This window comes from Streptomyces monticola, from assembly GCF_042665355.1.
GTDB lineage: Bacteria > Actinomycetota > Actinomycetes > Streptomycetales > Streptomycetaceae > Streptomyces > Streptomyces monticola.
The window spans coordinates 241,532-262,725 of the sequence record NZ_JBHTCF010000011.1 but is presented as its reverse complement, the minus strand read 5'-3'; the positions used below and the strand labels follow the sequence as shown (position 1 = coordinate 262,725).

20 protein-coding genes are annotated in these 21,194 nt (G+C 65.4%); all 20 read left to right on the top strand.

Annotation, left to right across the window (positions count from 1 at the left end):
• The first annotated feature begins 39 nt into the window (after positions 1 to 39).
• A complete protein-coding gene (locus ACFQVC_RS25260) occupies positions 40 to 915 on the top strand; it encodes an SCO4651 family lipoprotein (protein WP_381834581.1) in 876 nt (291 codons plus the stop codon).
• Positions 916 to 1,265: 350 nt separating this feature from the next.
• Positions 1,266 to 1,793 (top strand): 50S ribosomal protein L10, encoded by a 528-nt coding sequence (gene rplJ / locus ACFQVC_RS25255; RefSeq protein WP_381834579.1) that lies wholly within the window; start codon positions 1,266 to 1,268, stop codon positions 1,791 to 1,793.
• A gap of 114 nt (positions 1,794 to 1,907) precedes the next feature.
• On the top strand, positions 1,908 to 2,297 hold the full coding sequence (gene rplL / locus ACFQVC_RS25250; protein ID WP_381834577.1) for a 50S ribosomal protein L7/L12: 390 nt from the start codon (positions 1,908 to 1,910) through the stop codon (positions 2,295 to 2,297).
• A 579-nt stretch (positions 2,298 to 2,876) separates the two neighbouring features.
• Complete coding sequence (gene rpoB, locus ACFQVC_RS25245) at positions 2,877 to 6,359, top strand: DNA-directed RNA polymerase subunit beta (protein ID WP_381834574.1); 3,483 nt, start codon at positions 2,877 to 2,879, stop codon at positions 6,357 to 6,359.
• Positions 6,360 to 6,458: 99 nt separating this feature from the next.
• Complete coding sequence (locus tag ACFQVC_RS25240; protein WP_381834571.1) at positions 6,459 to 10,358, top strand: DNA-directed RNA polymerase subunit beta'; 3,900 nt, start codon at positions 6,459 to 6,461, stop codon at positions 10,356 to 10,358.
• A 511-nt stretch (positions 10,359 to 10,869) separates the two neighbouring features.
• Positions 10,870 to 11,241 (top strand): 30S ribosomal protein S12, encoded by a 372-nt coding sequence (gene rpsL, locus ACFQVC_RS25235; protein ID WP_007265893.1) that lies wholly within the window; start codon positions 10,870 to 10,872, stop codon positions 11,239 to 11,241.
• A gap of 2 nt (positions 11,242 to 11,243) precedes the next feature.
• A complete protein-coding gene (gene rpsG, locus ACFQVC_RS25230; protein WP_381834568.1) occupies positions 11,244 to 11,714 on the top strand; it encodes a 30S ribosomal protein S7 in 471 nt (156 codons plus the stop codon).
• A gap of 39 nt (positions 11,715 to 11,753) precedes the next feature.
• A complete protein-coding gene (gene fusA / locus ACFQVC_RS25225) occupies positions 11,754 to 13,880 on the top strand; it encodes an elongation factor G (protein WP_381834565.1) in 2,127 nt (708 codons plus the stop codon).
• A 151-nt stretch (positions 13,881 to 14,031) separates the two neighbouring features.
• Positions 14,032 to 15,225, top strand: a complete 1,194-nt coding sequence (gene tuf / locus ACFQVC_RS25220; protein WP_381834562.1) for an elongation factor Tu — start codon at positions 14,032 to 14,034, stop codon at positions 15,223 to 15,225.
• Positions 15,226 to 15,795: 570 nt separating this feature from the next.
• Positions 15,796 to 16,104: a 30S ribosomal protein S10 gene (gene rpsJ, locus ACFQVC_RS25215; RefSeq protein ID WP_003948644.1), complete on the top strand. Its 309-nt coding sequence runs from the start codon at positions 15,796 to 15,798 to the stop codon at positions 16,102 to 16,104.
• 17 nt (positions 16,105 to 16,121) lie between these two features.
• Positions 16,122 to 16,766: a 50S ribosomal protein L3 gene (gene rplC / locus ACFQVC_RS25210; RefSeq protein ID WP_381834559.1), complete on the top strand. Its 645-nt coding sequence runs from the start codon at positions 16,122 to 16,124 to the stop codon at positions 16,764 to 16,766.
• Between the two features lie 8 nt (positions 16,767 to 16,774).
• Entirely contained in the window at positions 16,775 to 17,425 is a 651-nt protein-coding gene (gene rplD, locus ACFQVC_RS25205; protein WP_381834557.1) for a 50S ribosomal protein L4, read from the top strand.
• Positions 17,425 to 17,745 carry a 50S ribosomal protein L23 gene (gene rplW, locus ACFQVC_RS25200; protein ID WP_381834554.1) on the top strand — a complete coding sequence of 107 codons (321 nt, stop codon included), beginning with the start codon at positions 17,425 to 17,427 and terminating at the stop codon, positions 17,743 to 17,745. The genes rplD and rplW overlap by 1 nt, the downstream gene beginning before the upstream one ends.
• Positions 17,746 to 17,782: 37 nt before the next feature.
• Positions 17,783 to 18,619, top strand: coding sequence for a 50S ribosomal protein L2 (rplB, locus tag ACFQVC_RS25195; protein WP_381834551.1), 837 nt, complete (start codon positions 17,783 to 17,785; stop codon positions 18,617 to 18,619).
• Positions 18,620 to 18,631: 12 nt separating this feature from the next.
• On the top strand, positions 18,632 to 18,913 hold the full coding sequence (gene rpsS / locus ACFQVC_RS25190) for a 30S ribosomal protein S19 (protein ID WP_381834548.1): 282 nt from the start codon (positions 18,632 to 18,634) through the stop codon (positions 18,911 to 18,913).
• 43 nt (positions 18,914 to 18,956) lie between these two features.
• A complete protein-coding gene (gene rplV, locus ACFQVC_RS25185) occupies positions 18,957 to 19,304 on the top strand; it encodes a 50S ribosomal protein L22 (protein WP_004571827.1) in 348 nt (115 codons plus the stop codon).
• Entirely contained in the window at positions 19,304 to 20,140 is an 837-nt protein-coding gene (rpsC, locus tag ACFQVC_RS25180) for a 30S ribosomal protein S3 (RefSeq protein WP_381834545.1), read from the top strand. Before rplV ends, rpsC begins: the two co-directional genes overlap by 1 nt.
• Before the next feature lie 5 nt (positions 20,141 to 20,145).
• Positions 20,146 to 20,565, top strand: a complete 420-nt coding sequence (gene rplP / locus ACFQVC_RS25175; RefSeq protein WP_073753483.1) for a 50S ribosomal protein L16 — start codon at positions 20,146 to 20,148, stop codon at positions 20,563 to 20,565.
• Entirely contained in the window at positions 20,565 to 20,789 is a 225-nt protein-coding gene (rpmC, locus tag ACFQVC_RS25170) for a 50S ribosomal protein L29 (RefSeq protein ID WP_017949657.1), read from the top strand. The genes rplP and rpmC overlap by 1 nt, the downstream gene beginning before the upstream one ends.
• Entirely contained in the window at positions 20,789 to 21,073 is a 285-nt protein-coding gene (rpsQ, locus tag ACFQVC_RS25165) for a 30S ribosomal protein S17 (RefSeq protein WP_381834541.1), read from the top strand. The genes rpmC and rpsQ overlap by 1 nt, the downstream gene beginning before the upstream one ends.
• Positions 21,074 to 21,194: the final 121 nt, after the last annotated feature.

Here is a 21,194-nt window from a genome sequence, read left to right as displayed (position 1 = left end):
GCTTGGCCGACCGAGAATTCTTTCAATGGGGTGGGACAAATGAACACCAGGACCGTGCGACGCACTTGTGTCTCGATCGCGGCGGCAGCCGCCCTGACCGGTGTCGCGGCCTGCGGGGGAGCCACGGACAAGGGCGAGGGCAAGGACGGCGGCAACTTCAGCCCGCTGTCGGCCCTGCGCGCCATCGACAGCAAGACGCAGAGCGCGGACTCCGCCAAGGTGGACGGCACGACCACCATGGGCGCCCAGGGCACGATGGAGATGAAGGGCGGCCTCGACTGGTCGGACGGCGTCACGGGCGTCCTGCGCATCACCTTCGCCGACGGCCCGATGGCCGAACAGATGAAGCAGTCCGGGGATACGTCGATCGACTACCGCTACCTGAAGAACGGCTACTACGCGAACATGGGGGACAAGTTCGCGGCCACTTCAGGCGGCAAGCACTGGATCGAGTACGACTACGAGACCCTGGCCGAGATGGGCGGCGCGGCCGGCTCGGCGCTCAAGAACCAGATGCAGAGCTCCACCCCCAACCAGACGGTGAAGATGCTGCTGGCCTCCGGCGACGTGAAGCGCGTCGGTGAGGAGGACGTCCGCGGCGTGAAGACCACGCACTACTCCGGCACCGTCGATGTCGCCGACCTGACCGCCAAGAACGCCCGCATGGACGAGAAGCAGGCGGGGGAACTCCGCCAGCAGCTTGAACAGGCCGGGATGAAGACCGAGAAGATCGACATCTGGGTCGACGACGAGGACCTCCTGGTGAAGAAGGTCGAAGAGGCCAAGATGAAGACCGGTGAGTTCTCCCAGACGGTCTACTACACCGACTACGGCGTGGATGTGGCCACCGAGCAGCCGCCGGCCGGTGACACGGTCAACGTCAAGGACCTGATGAACAAGCAGCCGCAGCCGTAACGAAGCCTTCGAAAGGCAGCTGATACGGGGCCTCCGGAGCCGATTTGCTCGACGAGGCCCCGTTCGCGTACTCTTCCACAGAAGCCAAAGACCGCTGGTCGTTGCTGTGCACTCGTCTTGAGGGCGCAGTGGCCGAAGGATCCGCTGAACTGCGGACGACCCGCGTAGGTGACTGTGGAAGCGCTCCTGGATGGATTCCGTCCGGTCGAGCTCACGCCCCGTGCACCTATGCCGGGGCGTTTCGTTTTGTGCAGACGCCCCCTTCTACGTGCCTGATTCAGGCGGTCCGGCGTACGCGGCTGATCGAAAGGTCAGTCGAGGATCATCACCCCGGAAGGAGGCCGAGGCTCATGGCGACGTCCGACAAGGTCGCAGCTGTCGAGGAGATCACGGAGAAGCTCCGCAACTCCAACGCTGCTGTTGTCACGTCTTACACCGGACTGACCGTGGCGCAGCTCAAGCAGCTCCGCCGTTCTCTCGGCGAGAACGCTCAGTACCGAGTGGTGAAGAACACGCTGACCAAGATCGCGGCCAATGAGGCCGGGATCCAGCTGGACGAGCACCTTCAGGGCTCGACGGCTGTCGCCTTCGTGACCGGTGACCCGGTCGAGGCGGCGAAGGGTCTTCGTGACTTCGCCAAGGACAACCCCTCTCTCGTCATCAAGGGCGGTGTCCTTGACGGCAAGGCGCTGTCCGCCGACGAGATCAAGAAGCTTGCGGACCTCGAGTCCCGCGAGGTTCTGCTCAGCAAGCTGGCCGGTGCCATGAAGGGCAAGCAGTCGCAGGCTGCCTCTGTCTTCCAGGCGCTGCCCTCGAAGTTCGTCCGCACCGCGGAGGCGCTTCGTGCCAAGCAGGCCGAGCAGGGCGGTGCCGAGTAATTCGGCTCGCGCATTGACTGACGCCCGCTAGGGCGCCGGTCGCAGCGGGCCCGAAAGTACGCCCGCCTCACATGTACATCCGGCACCAGCCGAATTAGTGGAAGGACCGCCATCATGGCGAAGCTCAGCCAGGACGACCTGCTCGCCCAGTTCGAGGAGATGACCCTCATCGAGCTCTCCGAGTTCGTGAAGGCCTTCGAGGAGAAGTTCGACGTCACCGCCGCCGCTGCCGCGCCGGTCGTCGTCGCCGGTGGTGCCGCTGGTGGCGCCGCTGCCGAGGCCGAGGCCGAGCAGGACGAGTTCGACGTCATCCTGACCGGCGCCGGCGACAAGAAGATCCAGGTCATCAAGGTCGTGCGTGAGCTGACCTCCCTGGGTCTGAAGGAGGCCAAGGACCTCGTCGACGGCACCCCGAAGCCGGTCCTCGAGAAGGTCGCCAAGGACGCCGCGGACAAGGCCAAGGAGGCCCTCGAGGGCGCCGGCGCCTCCGTCGAGGTCAAGTGACCTCCCGAGTCGTCTGACTCTTTCGAGCCTCAAGGCTCCCGCGCTGTAACGCGCACACACTGAAGGGCGATCACCCATATGGGTGGTCGCCCTTCGGCGTTCCCGTGACGGCTGCCTTGCACTGGCGGTGGGGCCGAGTATGGTGATCTTCGTTGTGCCTCCGGTGCCTCAGTGGTGACGATCGCGGCAGCCCGGTTTGGGCAGGGGGGCCTTGACGAACCGCACGCAGCGCGCAATTCTCAGGACGCGTCGTCACAACGATCCGAATCCGAGGCATGGATCGGTGGCGAACAGGGCAGTGTGGATATGCGCCCAGTGGCGAGGGGTCTGCCGCGGGTGACGACAACAGCAGGACTGAGGTGTTCGTGGGTCTCACAAAAACCCGCTCTGGACATCAGTGGGCCGAGTGGCTACACTGACCCTTTGCGCTGCCTGTTAGCTGCCTCCTGCCCGTCACCAGGGGCATGCCCACGCTTGAGCACTGTTGATTGAACCTCCCTGACCTGGGATTTCTCTGAGCTTGCTCGGTATGGGACCGGTACGCGCGTAGTGAGTCCGAGCCCTCGGAAGGACCCCCTCTTGGCCGCCTCGCGCAACGCCTCGACTGCCAATACGAACAACGGCGCCAGCACCGCCCCGCTGCGCATCTCCTTTGCAAAGATCAAGGAGCCCCTCGAGGTTCCGAACCTTCTTGCGCTGCAGACCGAGAGCTTTGACTGGCTGCTCGGCAACGACGCTTGGAAGGCTCGTGTCGAGGCGGCTCTCGAAAGCGGACAGGACGTCCCCACCAAGTCCGGTCTGGAGGAGATCTTCGAGGAGATCTCCCCGATCGAGGACTTCTCCGGGTCGATGTCGCTGACCTTCCGCGACCACCGTTTTGAGCCTCCGAAGAACTCGATCGACGAGTGCAAGGAGCGCGACTTCACGTACGCGGCGCCGCTCTTCGTCACCGCCGAGTTCACCAACAACGAGACCGGCGAGATCAAGTCCCAGACGGTCTTCATGGGCGACTTCCCGCTCATGACGAACAAGGGCACCTTCTGCATCAACGGCACCGAGCGTGTCGTCGTTTCGCAGCTGGTCCGCTCGCCGGGCGTCTACTTCGACTCCTCCATCGACAAGACGTCCGACAAGGACATCTTCTCCGCCAAGATCATCCCGTCCCGGGGTGCCTGGCTGGAGATGGAGATCGACAAGCGCGACATGGTCGGTGTGCGTATCGACCGCAAGCGCAAGCAGTCCGTCACCGTCCTCCTGAAGGCGCTCGGCTGGACCACCGAGCAGATCCTCGAGGAGTTCGGCGAGTACGAGTCCATGCGCGCCACCCTGGAGAAGGACCACACCCAGGGGCAGGACGACGCGCTGCTCGACATCTACCGCAAGCTGCGTCCGGGCGAGCCCCCGACGCGTGAGGCCGCGCAGACGCTGCTCGAGAACCTCTACTTCAACCCGAAGCGCTACGACCTCGCGAAGGTCGGCCGCTACAAGGTCAACAAGAAGCTGGGTGCGGACGCTCCGCTCGACGCGGGCATCCTCACGGTCGAGGACATCATCGCCTCGATCAAGTACCTCGTGAAGCTGCACGCCGGTGAGACCGAGACCGTTGGCGACAGCGGTGTGGGCATCGTCGTCGAGACCGACGACATCGACCACTTCGGCAACCGTCGTCTGCGTAACGTCGGCGAGCTCATCCAGAACCAGGTCCGTACGGGTCTGGCTCGTATGGAGCGCGTCGTCCGTGAGCGCATGACGACTCAGGACGTCGAGGCGATCACGCCGCAGACCCTGATCAACATCCGGCCGGTCGTCGCCTCCATCAAGGAGTTCTTCGGCACCAGCCAGCTGTCGCAGTTCATGGACCAGACGAACCCGCTGTCGGGTCTGACCCACAAGCGTCGTCTGTCCGCGCTCGGCCCCGGTGGTCTGTCCCGTGAGCGGGCCGGCTTCGAGGTCCGAGACGTGCACCCGTCGCACTACGGCCGCATGTGCCCGATCGAGACGCCCGAAGGCCCGAACATCGGTCTGATCGGCTCGCTCGCCTCGTACGGCCGGGTCAACGCGTTCGGCTTCGTCGAGACGCCGTACCGCAAGGTCGTCGACGGTGTCGTCACCGACGATGTCGACTACCTGACGGCCGACGAAGAGGACCGATTCGTCATCGCGCAGGCCAACGCGCCGCTGACGGACGACCTGCACTTCGCCGAGAACCGCGTCCTGGTCCGCCGCCGTGGCGGCGAGGTCGACTACATCCCGGGCGACGACGTCGACTACATGGACGTCTCGCCGCGCCAGATGGTGTCGGTCGCGACCGCGATGATCCCCTTCCTCGAGCACGACGACGCCAACCGCGCGCTCATGGGCTCGAACATGATGCGCCAGGCCGTGCCGCTGATTAAGGCGGAGGCCCCGCTGGTCGGCACCGGCATGGAGTACCGCTGTGCGGTCGACGCCGGTGACGTCATCAAGGCCGAGAAGGACGGTGTCGTCCAGGAGGTCTCCGCCGACTACGTGACGGTGGCCAACGACGACGGCACCTACACCACGTACCGCATCGCCAAGTTCTCCCGCTCCAACCAGGGCACGTCCTTCAACCAGAAGGTCGTCGTCGACGAGGGTGCGCGCGTCATCGAGGGCCAGGTCCTCGCCGACGGTCCCTCGACCGACGAGGGCGAGATGGCGCTCGGCAAGAACCTGCTCGTGGCGTTCATGCCGTGGGAGGGCCACAACTACGAGGACGCGATCATCCTGTCGCAGCGCCTCGTGCAGGACGACGTCCTCTCCTCGATCCACATCGAGGAGCACGAGGTCGACGCCCGTGACACCAAGCTCGGCCCGGAGGAGATCACCCGGGACATCCCGAACGTCTCCGAGGAGGTCCTCGCCGACCTCGACGAGCGCGGCATCATCCGTATCGGTGCCGAGGTCGTCGCCGGCGACATCCTCGTCGGCAAGGTCACGCCCAAGGGTGAGACCGAGCTGACGCCGGAAGAGCGTCTGCTTCGCGCGATCTTCGGTGAGAAGGCCCGCGAGGTCCGTGACACCTCCCTGAAGGTGCCGCACGGCGAGACCGGCAAGGTCATCGGCGTCCGCGTCTTCGACCGTGAAGAGGGCGACGAACTGCCGCCGGGCGTGAACCAGCTGGTTCGTGTCTACGTGGCGCAGAAGCGCAAGATCACCGACGGTGACAAGCTCGCCGGCCGCCACGGCAACAAGGGTGTTATCTCCAAGATCCTGCCCGTCGAGGACATGCCGTTCCTCGAGGACGGAACTCCGGTCGACATCATCCTGAACCCGCTGGGTGTCCCGTCCCGAATGAACCCGGGACAGGTCCTCGAGATCCACCTCGGCTGGCTCGCCAGCCAGGGCTGGAAGGTCGAGGGCTCCGAGGAGTGGATGCAGCGACTGCAGCGCATCGGCGCCGACGAGGTGCCCTCGGGCTCCAACGTCGCGACCCCGGTCTTCGACGGTGCGCGTGAGGACGAGATCTCCGGTCTCTTCGAGTCGACGATCCCGAACCGCGACGGCAACCGGATGGTGCAGCCGTCCGGCAAGGCCAACCTGTTCGACGGCCGCTCGGGTGAGCCTTTCCCGGACCCGATCTCCGTCGGGTACATGTACATCCTGAAGCTGCACCACCTGGTCGACGACAAGCTGCACGCCCGCTCGACCGGCCCGTACTCGATGATCACCCAGCAGCCGCTGGGTGGTAAGGCGCAGTTCGGTGGTCAGCGCTTCGGTGAGATGGAGGTGTGGGCGCTCGAGGCTTACGGCGCCGCTTACGCCCTCCAGGAACTGCTGACGATCAAGTCCGACGACGTGACCGGCCGCGTGAAGGTCTACGAGGCCATCGTCAAGGGCGAGAACATCCCCGAGCCCGGCATCCCTGAGTCCTTCAAGGTGCTCATCAAGGAAATGCAGTCGCTCTGCCTCAACGTGGAGGTGCTGTCCTCGGACGGCATGTCCATCGAGATGCGTGACACCGACGAGGACGTCTTCCGCGCGGCGGAGGAGCTCGGTATCGACCTGTCCCGGCGCGAGCCGAGCAGCGTCGAAGAGGTCTGACGGGTTGGTGGGCCGCCGCTTCACCGCGGCGGCCCGCTCTCCCCGGACCCGTTCAGACCATGATTGAGACACGACCCCGAAAGAGGGATTGACGACAAAGTGCTCGACGTCAACTTCTTCGACGAGCTGCGGATCGGCCTTGCCACCGCGGACGACATCCGACAGTGGTCGCACGGCGAGGTCAAGAAGCCGGAGACCATCAACTACCGCACGCTCAAGCCGGAAAAGGACGGGCTCTTCTGCGAGAAGATCTTCGGTCCGACCCGGGACTGGGAGTGCTACTGCGGCAAGTACAAGCGTGTCCGCTTCAAGGGCATCATCTGCGAGCGCTGCGGCGTCGAGGTCACTCGCGCCAAGGTGCGTCGTGAGCGGATGGGCCACATTGAGCTGGCCGCTCCCGTCACCCACATCTGGTACTTCAAGGGCGTCCCGTCGCGCCTTGGCTACCTGCTCGACCTCGCCCCGAAGGACCTCGAGAAGGTCATCTACTTCGCGGCGTACATGATCACGTTCGTGGACGAGGAGCGTCGTACCCGCGACCTGCCGTCCCTGGAGGCGCACGTCTCCGTCGAGCGTCAGCAGATCGAGAACCGTCGCGACTCGGACCTCGAGGCCCGCGCCAAGAAGCTCGAGACCGACCTGGCCGAGCTCGAGGCCGAGGGCGCCAAGGCCGACGTACGCCGCAAGGTGCGCGAAGGTGCCGAGCGCGAGATGAAGCAGCTGCGTGACCGTGCGCAGCGCGAGATCGACCGTCTCGACGAGGTCTGGAACCGCTTCAAGAACCTCAAGGTCCAGGACCTCGAGGGCGACGAGCTGCTCTACCGCGAGCTGCGTGACCGCTTCGGCACGTACTTCGACGGCTCCATGGGTGCCGCTGCCCTGCAGAAGCGCCTGGAGTCCTTCGACCTCGACGAAGAGGCCGAGCGGCTTCGCGAGATCATCCGTACCGGCAAGGGCCAGAAGAAGACCCGTGCGCTCAAGCGCCTCAAGGTCGTCTCCGCGTTCCTGCAGACCAGCAACAGCCCCAAGGGCATGGTGCTCGACTGCGTGCCGGTCATCCCGCCGGACCTGCGTCCGATGGTGCAGCTGGACGGTGGCCGCTTCGCGACCTCCGACCTGAACGACCTGTACCGTCGCGTGATCAACCGCAACAACCGCCTGAAGCGCCTTCTCGACCTCGGTGCGCCCGAGATCATCGTGAACAACGAGAAGCGCATGCTCCAGGAGGCCGTCGACGCGCTGTTCGACAACGGCCGTCGTGGTCGCCCGGTCACGGGCCCCGGCAACCGTCCGCTGAAGTCGCTGTCCGACATGCTCAAGGGCAAGCAGGGCCGCTTCCGTCAGAACCTGCTCGGTAAGCGTGTGGACTACTCCGCGCGTTCCGTGATCGTCGTCGGTCCGCAGCTGAAGCTGCACCAGTGCGGTCTGCCGAAGGCCATGGCGCTGGAGCTCTTCAAGCCGTTCGTGATGAAGCGCCTGGTCGACCTGAACCACGCGCAGAACATCAAGAGCGCCAAGCGCATGGTGGAGCGCGGCCGCACGGTCGTGTACGACGTCCTCGAAGAGGTCATCGCCGAGCACCCGGTTCTCCTGAACCGTGCTCCCACCCTGCACCGCCTCGGCATCCAGGCCTTCGAGCCGCAGCTGGTCGAGGGCAAGGCCATCCAGATCCACCCGCTCGTCTGCACCGCGTTCAACGCGGACTTCGACGGTGACCAGATGGCCGTGCACCTGCCGCTCTCCGCGGAGGCGCAGGCCGAGGCCCGCATCCTGATGCTGTCCTCGAACAACATCCTGAAGCCGGCCGACGGCCGTCCGGTCACCATGCCCACCCAGGACATGGTGCTCGGCCTCTTCTTCCTCACCACCGACGAGGAAGAGCGCAAGGTCATCGGTGAGGGCCGGTCCTTCGGCTCCACGGCCGAGGCGATCATGGCGTTCGACGCCCGTGAGCTCTCGCTGCAGGCGAAGGTCGACATCCGCTTCCCGGTGGGCACCATCCCGCCGCGCGGCTGGACCCCGCCGGCGCAGGAGGAGGGCGAGCCGGAGTGGCAGCAGGGGGACTCGTTCCGTCTGCGCACCACCCTGGGCCGCGCGCTCTTCAACGAGCTGCTGCCCGAGGACTACCCGTTCGTCGACTACTCGGTGGGCAAGAAGCAGCTCTCCGAGATCGTCAACGACCTGGCCGAGCGCTACCCCAAGGTCATCGTGGCGGCGACGCTCGACAACCTGAAGGCGGCCGGCTTCTTCTGGGCGACCCGTTCCGGTGTCACCGTGGCCATCTCCGACGTCGTCGTTCCCGAGGCGAAGAAGGAGATCGTCGCTTCGTACGAGGCTCAGGACGAGAAGGTCCAGAAGCAGTACGAGCGCGGTCTGATCACCAAGGACGAGCGCACCAACGAGCTCATCACCATCTGGACCCGTGCGACCAACGAGGTCGCCGAGGCGATGAACGCGAACTTCCCGAAGACCAACCCCATCTACATGATGGTGAACTCGGGTGCTCGCGGAAACATGATGCAGATGCGTCAGATCGCCGGTATGCGTGGTCTGGTGTCCAACGCCAAGAACGAGACCATCCCGCGGCCCATTAAGGCGTCGTTCCGTGAGGGTCTCTCCGTGCTCGAGTACTTCATCTCCACGCACGGTGCCCGTAAGGGTCTGGCGGACACCGCTCTGCGTACCGCCGACTCCGGTTACCTGACCCGTCGTCTGGTGGACGTCTCCCAGGACGTCATCATCCGCGAGGAGGACTGTGGCACCGACCGCGGTCTGAAGCTGCGGATCGCCGAGCGCGGCGCCGACGGTGTGCTGCGGAAGGCCGAGGACGTAGAGACCTCGGTGTACGCCCGCATGCTCGCCGAGGACGTCGTCGTCGACGGCAAGGTCATCGCGCCGGCCAACGTCGACCTCGGTGACGTGCTCATCGACGCCCTGGTCGCCAATGGCGTGGAGGAGGTCAAGACCCGCTCGGTCCTGACCTGTGAGTCCGCGGTCGGCACGTGTGCGTACTGCTACGGCCGTTCGCTCGCCACCGGCAAGCTGGTCGACATCGGTGAGGCGGTCGGCATCATCGCCGCCCAGTCCATCGGTGAGCCCGGTACCCAGCTGACGATGCGTACCTTCCACACCGGTGGTGTGGCCGGTGACGACATCACCCAGGGTCTGCCCCGTGTCGTCGAGCTCTTCGAGGCTCGTACGCCGAAGGGTGTCGCCCCGATCTCCGAGGCCGCGGGCCGTGTCCGCATCGAGGAGACCGAGAAGACCAAGAAGATCGTCGTCACCCCGGACGACGGCAGCGACGAGACGGCGTTCCCGATCTCGAAGCGCGCCCGTCTCCAGGTGGCCGAGGGCGACCACGTCGAGGTGGGCCAGAAGCTCACCGTGGGTGCCACCAACCCGCACGACGTGCTGCGGATCCTCGGTCAGCGCGCTGTCCAGGTCCACCTGGTCGGCGAGGTCCAGAAGGTCTACAACTCGCAGGGCGTGTCGATCCACGACAAGCACATCGAGATCATCATCCGGCAGATGCTGCGCCGCGTGACGATCATCGAGTCCGGCGACGCGGAGCTGCTGCCGGGCGAGCTCGTCGAGCGCTCGAAGTTCGAGACCGAGAACCGTCGTGTGGTCCAGGAAGGCGGCCACCCGGCCTCCGGCCGTCCGCAGCTGATGGGTATCACCAAGGCCTCGCTGGCGACGGAGTCCTGGCTGTCGGCCGCCTCCTTCCAGGAGACGACCCGAGTCCTGACGGATGCGGCGATCAACGCCAAGTCCGACAGCCTCATCGGCCTCAAGGAGAACGTCATCATCGGTAAGCTCATCCCGGCCGGTACGGGCCTGTCCCGCTACCGCAACATCCGGGTGGAGCCCACCGAGGAGGCCAAGGCCGCGATGTACTCGGCCGTCGGCTACGACGACATCGACTACTCGCCGTTCGGCACGGGCTCCGGCCAGGCCGTTCCGCTGGAGGACTACGACTACGGTCCGTACAACCAGTAAGGCGTACGTCTGCTGAAAGGGCGGTCACCTCTCGGGGTGGCCGCCCTTTCGGGCTTTCGGCCGGGCTCAGAGGCTTATCTCAGGGCTTTCACGACTTTGGCGGGGGAGTGCCGGCACGTCGCCTCGGTCACAGTGAACGGTCATGACGAATGGCTCATAAAGGCCTGTCGGAAGGCTCGGCAGAAGGCCGGACCTTGGGAATACAGGGGTCTGCTCAGGTAAGCCATGGCAAGGGACAAGTCCGGCGTGTCGCGCGCCATCGCATTTGTTTTGACCCAGCTCCGTGAGGTAGGTACGCTCAGACCTTGTGCCTGGGGTGTGCCTGGGCTCCCGTGCGTGCCCATCGTCCGCTCGGCGAGTTCTGATCGAGTCTCGATCGAAGGCCACACCGCAATCTGCGCTCTCTCCGCCCTTGGAGCGGGAGCCTGCAGCATTCGACACACCCGACCGCGTGGGTCGGTGAAGTTCCAGGTTAGCTTTACTCATACGGCACACAGAAACCGGAGAAGTAGTGCCTACGATCCAGCAGCTGGTCCGGAAGGGCCGGCAGGACAAGGTCGAGAAGACCAAGACCCCGGCCCTTGAGGCTTCGCCTCAGCGCCGCGGCGTCTGCACGCGTGTGTTCACCACCACCCCCAAGAAGCCGAACTCGGCGCTGCGGAAGGTCGCGCGTGTGCGTCTGACCTCGGGCATCGAGGTCACGGCCTACATCCCGGGTGAGGGGCACAACCTGCAGGAGCACTCCATCGTGCTCGTGCGTGGCGGTCGTGTGAAGGACCTGCCGGGTGTTCGCTACAAGATCATCCGTGGTGCGCTCGACACCCAGGCGGTCAAGAACCGCAAGCAGGCCCGCAGCCGCTACGGCGCCAAGAAGGAGAAGTAAGAATGCCTCGTAAGGGCCCCGCCCCGAAGCGCCCGGTCATCATCGACCCGGTCTACGGTTCTCCTCTGGTGACCTCCCTCATCAACAAGGTGCTGCTGAACGGCAAGCGCTCCACCGCCGAGCGCATCGTGTACGGCGCCATGGAGGGTCTGCGTGACAAGTCGGGCAACGACCCGGTGATCACGCTCAAGCGCGCGCTCGAGAACATCAAGCCGACCCTCGAGGTCAAGTCCCGCCGTGTCGGTGGCGCGACCTACCAGGTTCCGGTTGAGGTCAAGCCCGGCCGCGCCAACACCCTCGCGCTCCGCTGGCTCGTCGGCTACTCCCGCGCCCGTCGCGAGAAGACGATGACCGAGCGTCTGATGAACGAGCTGCTCGACGCCTCCAACGGCCTCGGTGCTGCCGTGAAGAAGCGCGAGGACACGCACAAGATGGCCGAGTCCAACAAGGCCTTCGCGCACTACCGCTGGTAGTCGCTACCCACATCGAGACCGAGAGAAGACTGAAGCCTTATGGCTACCACTTCACTTGACCTGGCCAAGGTCCGCAACATTGGGATCATGGCCCACATCGACGCGGGCAAGACGACGACCACCGAGCGGATCCTGTTCTACACCGGTGTTTCGTACAAGATCGGTGAGGTCCACGACGGCGCTGCCACGATGGACTGGATGGAGCAGGAGCAGGAGCGTGGTATCACCATCACCTCCGCTGCCACCACTTGTCACTGGCCGCTCGAGAACGTCGACCACACCATCAACATCATCGACACCCCTGGGCACGTCGACTTCACCGTTGAGGTGGAGCGCTCCCTGCGTGTGCTGGATGGTGCCGTGACGGTGTTCGACGGCGTGGCCGGCGTAGAGCCCCAGTCCGAGACCGTTTGGCGTCAGGCGGACCGCTACGGCGTTCCGCGTATCTGCTTCGTCAACAAGCTCGACCGCACGGGCGCCGAGTTCCACCGCTGTGTCGACATGATCGTCGACCGCCTGGGCGCGACCCCGATCGTCATGCAGCTGCCCATCGGTGCGGAGGCTGACTTCAAGGGTGTCGTCGACCTGGTGACGATGAAGGCGTACGTCTGGTCGGCCGAGGCCGCCAAGGGCGAGGCCTACGACACCGTCGACATCCCGGCCACGCACACCGAGGCCGCCGACGAGTGGCGCGGCAAGCTGCTCGAGACGGTCGCGGAGAACGACGAAGAGATCATGGAGCTGTACCTCGAGGGCCAGGAGCCTTCGGTGGAGCAGCTGTACGCCGCGATCCGTCGTATCACCATCGCGTCCGGCAAGGGCGACGGCACCACCGTCACCCCGGTGTTCTGCGGTACCGCCTTCAAGAACAAGGGCGTTCAGCCCCTGCTCGACGCGGTTGTGCGCTACCTGCCTTCCCCCCTGGACGTCGAGGCCATCGAGGGCCACGACGTGAAGGACCCGGAGAAGGTCATCGAGCGCAAGCCGAACGAGGACGAGCCGCTGGCCGCTCTTGCGTTCAAGATCGCGAGCGACCCGCACCTCGGCAAGCTCACCTTCATCCGGGTTTACTCGGGTCGCCTGGAGGCCGGCACCGCGGTGCTGAACTCCGTCAAGGGCAAGAAGGAGCGCATCGGCAAGATCTACCGCATGCACGCGAACAAGCGTGAGGAGATCGCGTCGGTGGGCGCCGGTGACATCGTCGCCGTCATGGGCCTGAAGCAGACCACCACCGGTGAGACGCTGTCCGACGACAAGAACCCGGTGATCCTGGAGTCCATGGACTTCCCGGCGCCGGTCATTCAGGTCGCCATCGAGCCCAAGTCCAAGGGTGACCAGGAGAAGCTGGGTGTCGCCATCCAGCGTCTCGCGGAGGAGGACCCCTCCTTCCAGGTGCACTCGGACGAGGAGACAGGCCAGACCATCATCGGTGGTATGGGCGAGCTCCACCTCGACGTCCTTGTCGACCGCATGAAGCGGGAGTTCAAGGTCGAGGCCAACGTCGGCAAGCCGCAGGTCGCGTACCGCGAGACGATCCGCAAGGCCGTCGAGCGCGTTGACTTCACGCACAAGAAGCAGACCGGTGGTACCGGTCAGTTCGCGAAGGTCCAGATCGCCATCGAGCCCATTGAGGGTGGCGACTCGTCCTACGAGTTCGTGAACAAGGTCACCGGTGGCCGCATCCCCAAGGAGTACATCCCCTCGGTGGACGCGGGTGCGCAGGAGGCCATGCAGTTCGGCATCCTGGCCGGCTACGAGATGACGGGCGTTCGCGTCACGCTCATCGACGGTGCCTACCACGAGGTCGACTCCTCCGAGCTCGCCTTCAAGATCGCCGGTTCGCAGGCCTTCAAGGAGGCCGCGCGCAAGGCCAGCCCCGTGCTGCTCGAGCCGATGATGGCCGTTGAGGTCACCACGCCCGAGGACTACATGGGCGAGGTCATCGGTGACATCAACTCCCGCCGTGGCCAGATTCAGGCCATGGAGGAGCGTGCCGGCGCCCGTGTCGTCAAGGGCCTGGTGCCGCTGTCGGAGATGTTCGGCTACGTCGGAGACCTCCGCAGCAAGACCTCGGGTCGCGCAAGCTACTCGATGCAGTTCGACTCCTACGCCGAGGTTCCCCGGAACGTCGCCGAGGAGATCATCGCGAAGGCCAAGGGCGAGTAACTCAACCGAGTACACGCTTTAGGCTTGTCACCGGAGCTGCTGGGGCATTCCGTCCGATTCCGTGACGGGTGCCCCGGGCCCCGGCATCCCAGCAAAGATCACCTGGCGCCGATGAGTAAGGCGTACCAGAACCACTCCACAGGAGGACCCAGTGGCGAAGGCGAAGTTCGAGCGGACTAAGCCGCACGTCAACATCGGCACCATCGGTCACATCGACCACGGTAAGACGACCCTCACGGCCGCCATTACCAAGGTGCTGCACGACGCGTACCCGGACCTGAACGAGGCCTCGGCCTTCGACCAGATCGACAAGGCTCCTGAGGAGCGCCAGCGCGGTATCACGATCTCGATCGCGCACGTCGAGTACCAGACCGAGGCGCGTCACTACGCCCACGTCGACTGCCCGGGTCACGCGGACTACATCAAGAACATGATCACGGGTGCGGCGCAGATGGACGGCGCCATCCTCGTGGTCGCCGCCACCGACGGCCCGATGCCGCAGACCAAGGAGCACGTGCTCCTGGCCCGCCAGGTCGGCGTTCCGTACATCGTTGTCGCCCTGAACAAGGCCGACATGGTGGACGACGAGGAGATCCTGGAGCTCGTCGAGCTCGAGGTCCGTGAGCTCCTCTCCGAGTACGAGTTCCCGGGCGACGACGTTCCCGTCGTCAAGGTCTCCGCTCTGAAGGCCCTCGAGGGCGACAAGGAGTGGGGCAACTCGGTCCTCGAGCTCATGAACGCCGTCGACACCGCGATTCCGGAGCCGGAGCGCGACGTCGACAAGCCGTTCCTCATGCCGATCGAGGACGTCTTCACGATCACCGGTCGTGGCACCGTCGTCACCGGTCGTATCGAGCGTGGTGTCCTCAAGGTCAACGAGACCGTCGACATCATCGGCATCAAGACCGAGAAGACCACCACCACGGTCACCGGCATCGAGATGTTCCGCAAGCTGCTCGACGAGGGCCAGGCCGGTGAGAACGTCGGTCTGCTCCTCCGTGGCATCAAGCGCGAGGACGTCGAGCGCGGCCAGGTCATCATCAAGCCGGGCTCGGTCACCCCGCACACCGAGTTCGAGGCCCAGGCGTACATCCTGTCCAAGGACGAGGGTGGCCGTCACACGCCGTTCTTCAACAACTACCGTCCGCAGTTCTACTTCCGTACGACTGACGTGACCGGTGTTGTGGAGCTCCCCGAGGGCACCGAGATGGTCATGCCCGGCGACAACACTGAGATGAAGGTCAACCTCATCCAGCCCGTCGCCATGGAGGAGGGCCTGAAGTTCGCCATCCGTGAGGGTGGCCGGACCGTGGGCGCCGGCCAGGTCACCAAGATCATCAAGTAATTGATGCTCTGACCTGGTAGCTCCGCTGAGCTCCAGCTCATGCCGAAGCCCCCGTACACCCTGTGTGTACGGGGGCTTCGGTCTTGCCGGTCGCGTTCTCGTCGCCCACGGGGGTGCGCGAACGGAGTGCCGGGTTTGACAAGGGCCCCGCGAGGGGTACGCTTCCGGGCCCCGATTGGCGCCCAACAGGGCCCATATGGCACACTGTCCAGGTTGCTCGGTTGAGTGCCGATGCTGCGCGCCTCCCGCCGGGAGGACCGGAAGCGAGTCCCACAGTACTCGTCGCCCCAACTGCCCCAAGGGTTCCTGAAATCCGAAGGCAGCGCTGAGGCGGACGTACGGGAATCTTCCGGGAAGCGTCAGCGGGGTGCCTCGGCCAGGCATCCGGTGGCCCCACTGCACTCGATGCAGTTTCCCCGGCCGCGGCCTTCGGGTCCGCACCCCCTAGCAGGGAAATCCTTCGGGAGATCTGTGTCAGCGGGACTGCGACACGCCCGACCGCGTGGGTCGGAGAACACCACAGGACACCGGGTTCCAGAGCGTTACGAGAGACAGGACTACGAAGTAGCCATGGCGGGACAGAAGATCCGCATCCGGCTCAAGGCCTACGACCACGAAGTCATCGACTCCTCGGCGAAGAAGATCGTCGAGACGGTGACGCGTACTGGTGCGTCGGTCGCGGGCCCGGTGCCGCTGCCCACTGAGAAGAACGTGTACTGCGTCATCAAGTCGCCGCACAAGTACAAGGACTCGCGCGAGCACTTCGAGATGCGCACGCACAAGCGCCTGATCGACATTCTCGACCCGACGCCCAAGACCGTTGACTCCCTGATGCGACTCGACCTCCCGGCCGGTGTCGACATCGAGATCAAGCTCTGAGGGCCGGTGATCTGAGAATGACTAAGCAGATCAAGGGCATCCTCGGCGAGAAGCTCGGCATGACGCAGGTGTGGGACGAGAACAACCGTGTTGTTCCGGTCACCGTCGTCAAGGCCGGTCCGAACGTCGTGACCCAGGTCCGTACGAACGACATCGACGGCTACGAGTCGGTCCAGATCGCCTTCGGCGAGATCGACCCGCGCAAGGTGAACAAGCCCCTCAAGGGTCACTTCGCCAAGGCCGACGTCACCCCCCGCCGCCACCTCGTCGAGATCCGTACCGCTGACGCCAGCGAGTACACCCTCGGCCAGGAAGTCACCGCCGAGGCCTTCGAGGCCGGCGTCAAGGTGGACGTGACCGGCAAGAGCAAGGGCAAGGGCTTCGCCGGTGTCATGAAGCGTCACAACTTCAAGGGCCTCGGCGCCGGTCACGGCACCCAGCGCAAGCACCGCTCGCCCGGCTCCATCGGTGGCTGTGCCACCCCGGGCCGCGTGTTCAAGGGCCTCCGCATGGCGGGCCGTATGGGCAACGAGCGGGTCACCACCCAGAACCTGACCGTCCACGCCGTTGACGCGGAGAAGGGTCTGCTGCTCATCAAGGGCGCGGTTCCTGGTCCGAACGGCGGCCTCGTCCTGGTCCGTACCGCGGCCAAGGGGGCCTGAGGTAACCGATGAGCACCATTGACATCCTTTCGCCGGCAGGCGACAAGGCCGGGACCGTCGAGCTCCCCGCGGAGATCTTCGACGCCAAGGTCAGCGTTCCGCTGATCCACCAGGTCGTTGTCGCACAGCTGGCCGCTGCCCGTCAGGGCACGCACAAGACCAAGACCCGCGGCGAAGTCCGTGGTGGTGGCAAGAAGCCTTACCGCCAGAAGGGCACCGGCCGCGCGCGCCAGGGTTCGACCCGTGCGCCGCAGTTCGCCGGCGGTGGCGTGGTCCACGGCCCCGTGCCGCGTGACTACTCGCAGCGGACCCCGAAGAAGATGAAGGCCGCCGCTCTGCGCGGTGCCCTCTCGGACCGGGCCCGCCACGACCGTATCCACGTCGTGTCCGGCGTGGTCGAGGGCGACGTCTCCACCAAGGCCGCCAAGACCCTCCTGGGCAAGATCTCGGAGCGCAAGAACGTGCTCCTGGTCATCTCCCGCGAGGACGAGTCGGCTCTGCTGTCCGCCCGCAACCTGCCCCAGGTGCACATCCTGGAGCCGGGCCAGCTGAACACGTACGACGTGCTCGTCTCGGACGACGTGGTCTTCACCAAGGCCGCCTTCGACTCCTTCGTCGCTGGCCCCAAGGCCGCTGAGACCGAAGGGAGCGAGGCCTGATGTCTGAGGCCACCGTCACCAGCAAGACCTTCACCGACCCGCGCGACATTCTTGTGAAGCCGGTTGTTTCGGAGAAGAGCTACGCCCTCCTCGACGAGAACAAGTACACGTTCATCGTCGACCCGCGTGCGAACAAGACCCAGATCAAGCAGGCCGTCGAGGCGGTCTTCTCGGTCAAGGTCACCGGGGTCAACACGATCAACCGGCAGGGCAAGCGCAAGCGCACCCGCACCGGTTTCGGCAAGCGCGCCAACACCAAGCGCGCCATCGTGACCCTCGCCGAGGGCGACCGTATCGACATCTTCGGCCAGGCCTCCTAACGGAGACCTTGGTCCGATATCGGACGAGGACTGAGAAATGGGAATCCGCAAGTACAAGCCGACGACGCCGGGCCGCCGTGGCTCCTCCGTCGCCGACTTCGTCGAGATCACGCGGTCCACGCCGGAGAAGTCGCTGGTCCGCCCCCTGCACAGCAAGGGCGGCCGTAACAATTCCGGTCGTGTGACCGTTCGCCACCAGGGTGGCGGACACAAGCGCGCCTACCGAGTGATCGACTTCCGTCGTCACGACAAGGACGGCGTGCCGGCGAAGGTCGCGCACATCGAGTACGACCCCAACCGCACCGCGCGTATCGCGCTGCTGCACTACGCAGACGGCGAGAAGCGCTACATCATCGCCCCGCGTGGCCTCTCGCAGGGCGACCGGATTGAGAACGGCCCCGGCGCCGACATCAAGCCCGGCAACAACCTGGCGCTGCGCAACATCCCGGTCGGTACCACGATCCACGCGATCGAGCTCCGTCCCGGTGGTGGTGCGAAGTTCGCCCGCTCCGCGGGTGCCTCCGTGCAGCTGCTCGCGAAGGAGGGCTCGATGGCCCACCTCCGCATGCCGTCCGGTGAGATCCGCCTGGTCGACGTCCGCTGCCGCGCCACGATCGGCGAGGTCGGCAACGCCGAGCAGTCGAACATCAACTGGGGCAAGGCCGGCCGTAAGCGCTGGCTTGGCGTTCGTCCCACCGTTCGCGGTGTCGTGATGAACCCGGTTGACCACCCCCACGGTGGTGGTGAAGGCAAGACCTCCGGTGGTCGCCACCCGGTCTCGCCCTGGGGCAAGAAGGAAGGCCGTACTCGTTCGCCCAAGAAGGCGTCGAACAAGTACATCGTCCGCCGCCGCAAGACGAACAAGAAGCGCTAGGAGCGGGTTTAGATGCCGCGCAGTCTCAAGAAGGGGCCCTTCGTCGACGACCACCTCATCAAGAAGGTGGACGTGCAGAACGAGGCAGGTTCCAAGAACGTCATCAAGACCTGGTCCCGTCGCTCGATGATCGTCCCGGCCATGCTGGGTCACACCATCGCGGTGCACAACGGCAAGACCCACATCCCGGTGTTCGTCACCGAGTCGATGGTCGGCCACAAGCTCGGCGAGTTTGCGCCGACCCGCACCTTCCGCGGCCACGTCAAGGACGACCGCAAGTCGAAGCGTCGCTGACGAGGCGGGTGCAAAGACTATGAACGACACCGAAGGGACAACCATGGAAGCCAGGGCCCAGGCGCGGTACATCCGCGTCACGCCCATGAAGGCCCGCCGCGTGGTGGACCTCATCCGTGGCATGGATGCCACGGAGGCTCAGGCGGTCCTGCGTTTCGCCCCGCAGGCCGCGAGCGTGCCGGTCGGCAAGGTGCTGGACAGCGCCATTGCCAACGCCGCGCACAACTACGACCACACGGACGCCTCTTCGCTGGTCATCAGCGAGGCGTACGTGGACGAGGGCCCGACCCTGAAGCGGTTCCGTCCGCGTGCTCAGGGCCGTGCCTACCGGATCCGCAAGCGGACCAGCCACATCACCGTGGTCGTCAGCAGCAAGGAAGGAACCCGGTAATGGGCCAGAAGGTAAACCCGCACGGGTTCCGGCTCGGTGTGACCACGGACTTCAAGTCCCGCTGGTACGCCGACAAGCTGTACAAGGACTACGTCAAGGAAGACGTCGCCATCCGTCGGATGATGACGTCCGGCATGGAGCGCGCCGGCATCTCGAAGGTTGAGATCGAGCGCACCCGTGACCGTGTCCGCGTGGACATCCACACCGCCCGCCCGGGCATCGTCATCGGCCGCCGTGGCGCCGAGGCCGACCGCATCCGCGGTGACCTCGAGAAGCTCACCGGCAAGCAGGTCCAGCTGAACATCCTCGAGGTCAAGAACCCCGAGACCGATGCTCAGCTCGTGGCCCAGGCCGTTGCCGAGCAGCTGTCCTCCCGCGTCTCCTTCCGTCGTGCCATGCGTAAGAGCATGCAGTCGGCGATGAAGGCGGGCGCCAAGGGCATCAAGATCCAGTGCGGCGGCCGTCTCGGCGGCGCCGAGATGTCCCGCTCGGAGTTCTACCGCGAGGGCCGCGTGCCCCTGCACACGCTCCGCGCGAACGTGGACTACGGCTTCTTCGAGGCCAAGACCACCTTCGGCCGTATCGGTGTGAAGGTCTGGATCTACAAGGGCGACGTCAAGAACATCGCCGAGGTTCGCGCCGAGAACGCCGCTGCCCGCGCCGGTAACCGCCCGGCCCGTGGCGGTAACGACCGCCCGGCCCGTGGTGGTCGCGGTGGCGAGCGTGGCGGCCGCGGCCGCAAGCCGCAGCAGCAGAACGCGCCGGCTGCCGAGGCCCCCAAGGCCGAGGCTCCCGCCGCCGCTGCTCCGGCTGAGAGCACCGGAACGGAGGCCTGACCGAAATGCTGATCCCCCGTAGGGTCAAGCACCGCAAGCAGCACCACCCGAAGCGCAGCGGTATGTCCAAGGGTGGTACGCAGGTTGCGTTCGGCGAGTACGGCATTCAGGCCCTGACTCCGGCCTACGTGACGAACCGTCAGATCGAGGCTGCTCGTATCGCCATGACCCGCCACATCAAGCGTGGCGGCAAGGTCTGGATCAACATCTACCCGGACCGCCCGCTGACCAAGAAGCCTGCTGAGACCCGCATGGGTTCCGGTAAGGGTTCGCCGGAGTGGTGGGTCGCGAACGTGAAGCCCGGACGCGTGATGTTCGAGCTGTCCTACCCGAACGAGAAGATCGCGCGTGAGGCGCTCACCCGTGCGGCTCACAAGCTGCCGATGAAGTGCAAGATCGTTAAGCGCGAGGCAGGTGAACTGTGATGTCGGCCGGAACCAAGGCGTCCGAGCTGCGCGAGCTGGGCAACGAGGAGCTTGTCGCCAAGCTTCGCGAGGCCAAGGAAGAGCTGTTCAATCTCCGCTTCCAGGCGGCGACCGGACAGCTCGAGAACCACGGCCGGCTCAAGGCCGTCCGCAAGGACATCGCGCGGATCTACACCCTCATGCGTGAGCGCGAGCTGGGCATCGAGACGGTGGAGAGCGCCTGATGAGCGAGAAGACTGTGACTGAAGAGACTGCTGCCCGCGGCTTCCGCAAGACCCGTCAGGGTCTGGTCGTCAGCGACAAGATGGACAAGACCGTCGTCGTCGCTGTCGAGGACCGCGTGACGCACGCGCTGTACGGCAAGGTCATCCGCCGTACCAACAAGCTCAAGGCGCACGACGAGCAGAACGCCGCGGGTGTCGGCGACCGTGTCCTCCTGATGGAGACCCGGCCGCTGTCCGCGACGAAGCGCTGGCGCGTCGTCGAGATCCTCGAGAAGGCGAAGTAGTACGGCGGGGGCCGTGCGCCCCCGCTCTACCTCGCTTCCGAGAGGCCAAGTAATTCCTGCGGGGAAAATCCGCAGGACAGTTCCGCCAGGCTCCAACAGGGCTGGGAGGCCAGCCCTGTTG

Coding starts and splice junctions, on each gene's coding strand:
- rpsG (WP_381834568.1), top strand. CDS start 11,244: ATGCCTCGTAAGGGCCCCGCCCCGAAGCGCCCGGTCATCATCGACCCG.
- rplJ (WP_381834579.1), top strand. CDS start 1,266: ATGGCGACGTCCGACAAGGTCGCAGCTGTCGAGGAGATCACGGAGAAG.
- rplV (WP_004571827.1), top strand. CDS start 18,957: ATGGAAGCCAGGGCCCAGGCGCGGTACATCCGCGTCACGCCCATGAAG.
- rpsS (WP_381834548.1), top strand. CDS start 18,632: ATGCCGCGCAGTCTCAAGAAGGGGCCCTTCGTCGACGACCACCTCATC.
- fusA (WP_381834565.1), top strand. CDS start 11,754: ATGGCTACCACTTCACTTGACCTGGCCAAGGTCCGCAACATTGGGATC.
- rplW (WP_381834554.1), top strand. CDS start 17,425: ATGTCTGAGGCCACCGTCACCAGCAAGACCTTCACCGACCCGCGCGAC.
- rplL (WP_381834577.1), top strand. CDS start 1,908: ATGGCGAAGCTCAGCCAGGACGACCTGCTCGCCCAGTTCGAGGAGATG.
- rplC (WP_381834559.1), top strand. CDS start 16,122: ATGACTAAGCAGATCAAGGGCATCCTCGGCGAGAAGCTCGGCATGACG.
- ACFQVC_RS25260 (WP_381834581.1), top strand. CDS start 40: ATGAACACCAGGACCGTGCGACGCACTTGTGTCTCGATCGCGGCGGCA.
- rpsC (WP_381834545.1), top strand. CDS start 19,304: ATGGGCCAGAAGGTAAACCCGCACGGGTTCCGGCTCGGTGTGACCACG.
- rpmC (WP_017949657.1), top strand. CDS start 20,565: ATGTCGGCCGGAACCAAGGCGTCCGAGCTGCGCGAGCTGGGCAACGAG.
- rplD (WP_381834557.1), top strand. CDS start 16,775: ATGAGCACCATTGACATCCTTTCGCCGGCAGGCGACAAGGCCGGGACC.
- rplB (WP_381834551.1), top strand. CDS start 17,783: ATGGGAATCCGCAAGTACAAGCCGACGACGCCGGGCCGCCGTGGCTCC.
- rpsJ (WP_003948644.1), top strand. CDS start 15,796: ATGGCGGGACAGAAGATCCGCATCCGGCTCAAGGCCTACGACCACGAA.
- rpsQ (WP_381834541.1), top strand. CDS start 20,789: ATGAGCGAGAAGACTGTGACTGAAGAGACTGCTGCCCGCGGCTTCCGC.
- rplP (WP_073753483.1), top strand. CDS start 20,146: ATGCTGATCCCCCGTAGGGTCAAGCACCGCAAGCAGCACCACCCGAAG.